5 protein-coding genes are annotated in these 5739 nt (G+C 54.5%); 4 read left to right on the top strand and 1 reads right to left on the bottom strand.

Translation table 11 applies throughout. The annotated features are described in order from the left end of the window. Positions 1 to 638 precede the first annotated feature (638 nt). Together AACY42_RS27825 and AACY42_RS27820 are read left to right on the top strand one after the other, a co-directional pair. Positions 639 to 1115 (top strand): hypothetical protein, encoded by a 477-nt coding sequence (locus AACY42_RS27825; protein WP_339483700.1) that lies wholly within the window; start codon positions 639 to 641, stop codon positions 1113 to 1115. Between the two features lie 201 nt (positions 1116 to 1316). Further along, positions 1317 to 1874 carry an FYVE zinc finger domain-containing protein gene (locus AACY42_RS27820; RefSeq protein ID WP_339483698.1) on the top strand — a complete coding sequence of 186 codons (558 nt, stop codon included), beginning with the start codon at positions 1317 to 1319 and terminating at the stop codon, positions 1872 to 1874. A 133-nt stretch (positions 1875 to 2007) separates the two neighbouring features. On the opposite strand, the gene AACY42_RS27815 is transcribed toward AACY42_RS27820, so the two are convergent. Further along, on the bottom strand, positions 2008 to 2877 hold the full coding sequence (locus tag AACY42_RS27815) for an AraC family transcriptional regulator (RefSeq protein ID WP_079302033.1): 870 nt from the start codon (positions 2875 to 2877) through the stop codon (positions 2008 to 2010). A gap of 1150 nt (positions 2878 to 4027) precedes the next feature. Between AACY42_RS27815 and AACY42_RS27810 the strand changes: the two genes are divergently transcribed. Continuing rightward, the gene (locus tag AACY42_RS27810) at positions 4028 to 4342 is read left to right on the top strand and encodes a hypothetical protein (RefSeq protein ID WP_339483695.1); all 315 of its coding nucleotides are present in this window, start codon (positions 4028 to 4030) and stop codon (positions 4340 to 4342) included. Between the two features lie 175 nt (positions 4343 to 4517). After that, positions 4518 to 5312, top strand: coding sequence for a DUF3825 domain-containing protein (locus tag AACY42_RS27805; protein WP_339483693.1), 795 nt, complete (start codon positions 4518 to 4520; stop codon positions 5310 to 5312). Positions 5313 to 5739 lie beyond the last annotated feature (427 nt).

The raw sequence follows: 5739 nt of genomic DNA, 5'->3' as shown, positions 1-5739 counted from the left end.
CTGCAACCGGGACTTCAGACTAACAATGCGAACCTGCGTCGCTGCGCTCCGACTGCCTGTCCAAGTGAGCGTGGAATGAGTGTCCAAATGATCGTGGGCTGAGTGTCCAAGTGTCGTGGAATCCGCACACAGCCCGCCGTCGAGCGGGTTTTGCGTCTAGCAGAAACGAGAAAGCCCCGATTTTGATCGGGGCTTTTGCGTTGCGCCGGATAATAGAGAGGGCGACCTCAGGTTGTGCGCGAACACGTCCTGAGGCCACCAGAGTGCAGAACCAGCCGCAAGGCCCGCCACTGCGCGAGCGAGCAGGGGGACAGGCCACGATTATTAGATGGGCCGATTACAAGTGAGCTCAAATCGGGAGCCGTCCCCGGCTTTTATTCGCCGGTTGGCGTGATTTGAGTTTGTGGGCTATTCCTTGGTGTTCCGACATTGGGTCAGTTCAAGGCGCGAGTCATGAGCAATCAAGCGCAAGCTGATGTCTTGGAACGCTTGCTCTCGATCAGCAAATCGAGCGAAGTGATCATTGCGGCATACGAGACTTTCGAGAATGCCCAGGCCATCACTGATGGCTAGCGCAGCCACGTGTTGCTAAGCGGCCAAGCGATCCACCCGCCAATTTCTTCTCTCAAGGACGAGCCATGTTAACGGTCAACGAGATCCTTGTTTTCGACTGCACCGATGAGGGCGTGGAGCAACTGGTACGGGAGAGAAAGATCCGGCCTTTCCGCAGCAAACAGCTCAAGACGACATTCTGGAGCACGCAGGTGGCGCCACGGCTCGCCGCCGACGAATCGGTGCTGCTCCTGCCAACGTTCAACGATTGGGTAGCAGCACCCATTGCGAGCGGCAATGCCCGCGGGCAATTCGTCTCCGTGTCTTCGAACAGTCCGTTCGGGCCTGCCGGGCGCCTGGACGGTGAACCTACCAGTCTGGCATTGCAAAGCACGCAGGAAAAAACATTCACGTCGATTGACACACTGATCATCGCGCTACGAGGGCATGTTGCAGCCACGGATAACAGGCAAAAAGAAGAGCGCCTGGCGCTCGATGTCCTCGCCAACGTCAAGATGTTCGAACGTTATGTGCTGGACCGATTAATAGGGAATATCCAGTAGGCTATCACCAGCAGACGACGCAACTGCCCTGAGGGCGAGTCGTACTACGGCCCCGGCGCGACACTGGATTGGACCCGGGACATTGTCGACGCCCTCGCAACCGAGTTGCCGCTGACCCGGCTGTATAAAAAGGTCGCCGCTATCCACGACTTCTGCCGCTGCAACAGATTCGAGACGCCAAATCGAGGCACTACCCGAGGTATGCGCATCGAGAACGAGAAATACAGCCTTGCGGAGGACAACCCCTGGATCGCCAACCAGCGCAGCCTGAACAACTCCATCTGGGCAGGTAAATCCGGCTCGGCGATGGATATGGTTTACGCCGCCAGGCAAATGGGTATCGAGGACGATGATAGCCTTGCCGCGCTGGCGTTCTGTATTGTCGCCTTCTTTCATTTCATGCCGACCAGCCAGAGTTCGACCCACACGTACCACGAGGTCATGACCGGCGCGACGAGCGTGCATAAAGGAATCGAAACGTTCTACAAGGCTGCGGAAGTTCCCGGTGGGCAGGACGTGTTTCGCCAGTTGCAAAGCCGACCCAGTCTCTGGAAACCAGACGACAGCGTCCAACGCTGCCCCGGCTGCAATACCGCCTTTGGTGTATTCACCCGTAAGCACCACTGTCGAGCGTGCGGCGGCATCTTTTGTGATAACTGCAGCAAAGAGACGAAGGTGGTACCAATGCCGGCTATCCGGCCGGGCAAAGCGCCCGAGACAGGGAATCTGCGCGTCTGTAAATCCTGTGCTAGCGGCTGATTGCCGCCGGAAAACAGGGCAGGCCACGATCTGATGATGAGTAAACTCAACGTCATGGGCTGTCCCGGGTTCGCTGGCCTGTCTGAATGGACATTCATCGACGTCAGTTCAGGATCGAAAACTGCTTGCCCCGCTATTGCAGCGGAACATACACATCAGTTTGCCAGTGATCCTGCGGTGTCTCGGGATAGATGCTCAGGTAATGGAAGAACAGCGGTTGGTCACGAAGTTCCTCTCCACTGGCAGGAAGCCAATCGCGGTAAATCGGATAGATCGTTTCGCCGATGTGATCCGGTGATCCCACATGTCGTACCACGACGCAGCGACCGCCGGGAATGACGATTTCGCGCACGCCGAACTCATTCGGCGCCACGGCCTCGTGAATCTCGCCGCAGATTGCGAAGCGGAATGCTTGCGCAGGTGTCGTATCGGGGTTGCCATAGGGAATGCCAAAGCTGCGACTCGACGCCACCGGCGACTGTCCGCTCTGCTTACGCCACTCGATGAACTTGCGCACGCTCTCATTGACGAGCCCGGCGGGCCCGCAGTGCTCAAATGAAGCGACCCTGACTTCAGGGAATTGCACGATTCGTATTTGCATGATGATAGTCCTGGAAAAATGAGGGATTGCGAACACCGCATTCCAGACCTGCCAATTCGGCTCTTTCCTGAACGCACTCGGCGTCATACCGAACGCCCGCCTGAACGCCCTGCAAAATGCCTCCGGACTTTCGAAGCCGGCACCGAGTGCGGCCTCCAGTACCGAGTGATCAGCGACGGCGGCTAGGCGATGCGCCGCGCGTCGTAGTCGCATCAGTTGCACATAACGTGAAACAGGCACGCCTACGAACGCGGTGAATTGTCGATGGAAGTGAAATGCCGAAAAGTTCGCCACATGGCTCAACGTATTCACCGACAGATCACCTTCGAGATTCTCGTTAATGTAGGCGAGGACGGCGTTGAAGCGTTTTGTGTAAGCGAAGTTGGTCGACATGTCAGACACTGGGAAAAGGCTCCTGGAAGTACGGTCGGCAATAGAGTCGACTATAGCGACGTGAACGCGCCTAGCCGTGTTTGCTCAAGGCACCTTTGAGTTGGCACATGCAATCTCTTCCAAGGCGATGTGAAGGTTGGGGGGGCATTTCAGGTGACCACTTCTGGCCGTTCCCTGCTGGTGCTCACTACCTCGCGTGCTGGTCAAGTCGAATGAGAAGGGAAAAAGGACGATGCACCGGTGGCACCCGGCGCCTACATAATCTGTGCAGGCCATGAGATTCGCCGAACTGTCGGTTCCGACGAGCACGGCATCTTGCTATTGGCGAATCGGACAGTTTACGGCGGCGTCTTGCTGCGTTTGTGCGCTGCGCAAGGAGTCCCTGAGTCTCAGGGCATATGGCGGGCTGGCGGTTTAATTACGCCCCCTTCGAAGCCGTTTTCCCTTTGGACACACTCTGGGTTAGTTGCTGTCCGACTCTAGATAAGACAGCCGTCTATGCAAAAGAAGGGGAAATGTTAGCTCTCTATCTGGCCCCGCATTTCGAGCTGCCTCCTCTCAATTACAAATTTAACTGGCCAAAGCTGGAAGTGGCAGTGCTCTAGCCCCAGGGGGAAGCGGGGATGTGGAAAACTGGTACAGACCACAATTATTATGGGACGGGCTGATTACAGATAAATTCAACATCGTGGATTGTCGCCGGTTTCTAGGCGTCGGCGTACCTTTGGCGCGCAAAGAAAGGCCCGACTGGGGAGGCCGGGCTAAAAGGGTTTCACTAGGAGCTGAGATGAACATGGGCGCTCGGCTGTGAAAGGGATGTGAAAGATTGCGTTCAGTACGAGTTAAAAGTTGTGGCCTGTCCCTGGCTTCATGAACTGGCACGGGAGGCTGAGGCGAAAGCCCTGTTCAATGCCTTGTATGCTCTAAACAGGGCGCTCGACAGGATCAGGGTTGGGGAGAGTCTCAGGGTTCTTCGTTGATGCCTAAAGAGAAATGGTGGCACGGCCACGAGATGAAAGGGACTGATTGCACGGGACCCAAAGTCGTGGTCTGTCCCCGGTTTCTGCAGGTTTCTGCAGGTTTCTGTGATAGGTGGTGGCAATTTGGTTTAAGTTAGGGTATATCAAGGAACCGGCATGGAGCCGGTTCAAGGAGAAGTATGAGACTTACAATTGACCAGATCGAAAACGCTAATCTGGCTTGGGTTCACGACGTCTTTGTGCAAGAGGGTGAATTGAAGGACCCGGGAACCACCGCCTTTCACAAGTTAATTGTCGCCAAGCTACCGGAGTCAGTGAAAACGTCCCGGGTTGAGGAGACGACTCTTAAGGTGGTTCTTACTGAGGTGGGCGATGACGTTCTTGAGGAGATTCGGGAGAAACTCCTAAGTAACTCAAGTCTCTCCGAAAGCTTCAAAGCGATTCGAGAAGGCACTTGGTACAAGTCCACCATGACTATTTCTCCGGCTCGTTAGATGTCTCAGGGCTTGGTTCTGACGCTAGGCTCCCGCCGCTACAATATCTTTCCGTCTTGGGGTAGATTTCGAAGGCTTATTCCGTCGAGTAGGCTCCGTTCTCCGTGACTGATGCTGGCAACTTTTGGAAAACGTGTAAGTATTTATTATAACTGCATCGACATGGAGTGTTATTTTGAACATCACGAGACTTCAAGCGGATATAGGAAGTGGGTACACAAACGAAGTTGTCAGACGATTAAACGCTTTTGCCTACACGCCTATTCCAGTACTGACTGCTCTTGCAGAAGAGGCTCTTTCAGAGAACTGGGGAAATGATAACCACGTCCTGAAAAAATACCTTGGTGCGACTATTGCCTGGAGCATCGAGCAAGGTGCAGTGACGTTTTCTGATGACCAATTTTATATAACAGCAGGACACCTTCAAACCAGATATGGTACGCCACTATATTTGGTGTTTACAGCTGGCGATCGAGGCGCCCCCTGGAAGTTGATCAAGGCTGGATCTCACATTAGTGCGCCGTCTCTTCCGCCGCCACCAGTCATACCTCACGGAGATGAGATCCCCCGAGGCGTGGAAATTGTAATGCAGCATGACCATATGCTGCGCGAGAACGCGGACCGCGTTGCTTTTCTAAAAGACGCTCCGCCAGTGGCTCAAATGTGCGCTATTTCTGGCGCTATTCAATGGTCTATGAATAGGCAGCTGCACTTGCCATATTGGTACTATGGCAAGATGAATTACTTGGTGCCGCTTTATTTGAAAGATAGGGAGAATATTACCGCTGCTCCTGATCTGGTTGCGCCAATTCAAATTTCAAATGATCAGATTCTGGTCCGCACAGTGCTAGAGCCACATATGCCATATGCTAACGCGCGTATCGGTGTGAGACGTCACGATCAACTGCCACATTGGATGCTCAGCACATGGAACGCCCATTCTGCAGACATCAGGGCAGAGGATGAATAACGGTGGCTGACAATCTCGTTCCCTGAATCGTGCGCAACCGCCCGTCGCGATTTTCTATCAAACATTCGTGCTGCGTTTTCGCTGATCATGATTTCGTGGCGCGTTTTCAACGCCTCTCGCGCCTTTTTGGGAGGAAAGCGGAAAAGGAGAGAGGCCACGGTTATGAGGCTGGCCGGCCAAAGGCTAACTCGAAATCGTGCTCCGTCCCCAGTTTCTCCCACAAGGTCACCTTGACATGGTGGGGGGGGCGTTGGTGCGAGTCCAATCGCGCCTACCAAACAAAATCCGCTCTGCTTGAGGTCTAGGGAAACGCTGAAAAAGACTTCCTGATTTGGCAAAATTACCGGACACCAGTCGCCGAGCTTTTCAATGATGAAACAGATGACCTTCGCCGATGCCGAGTACGCCGGCAAGCGCAAGCAGACCC

It is taken from the genome of Pseudomonas sp. RL_5y_Pfl2_73 (genome assembly GCF_963970515.1).
Lineage (GTDB): Bacteria > Pseudomonadota > Gammaproteobacteria > Pseudomonadales > Pseudomonadaceae > Aquipseudomonas.
The sequence above is the reverse complement of the archived record's forward strand: the minus strand, read 5'-3'. Positions and strand labels throughout refer to the sequence as shown.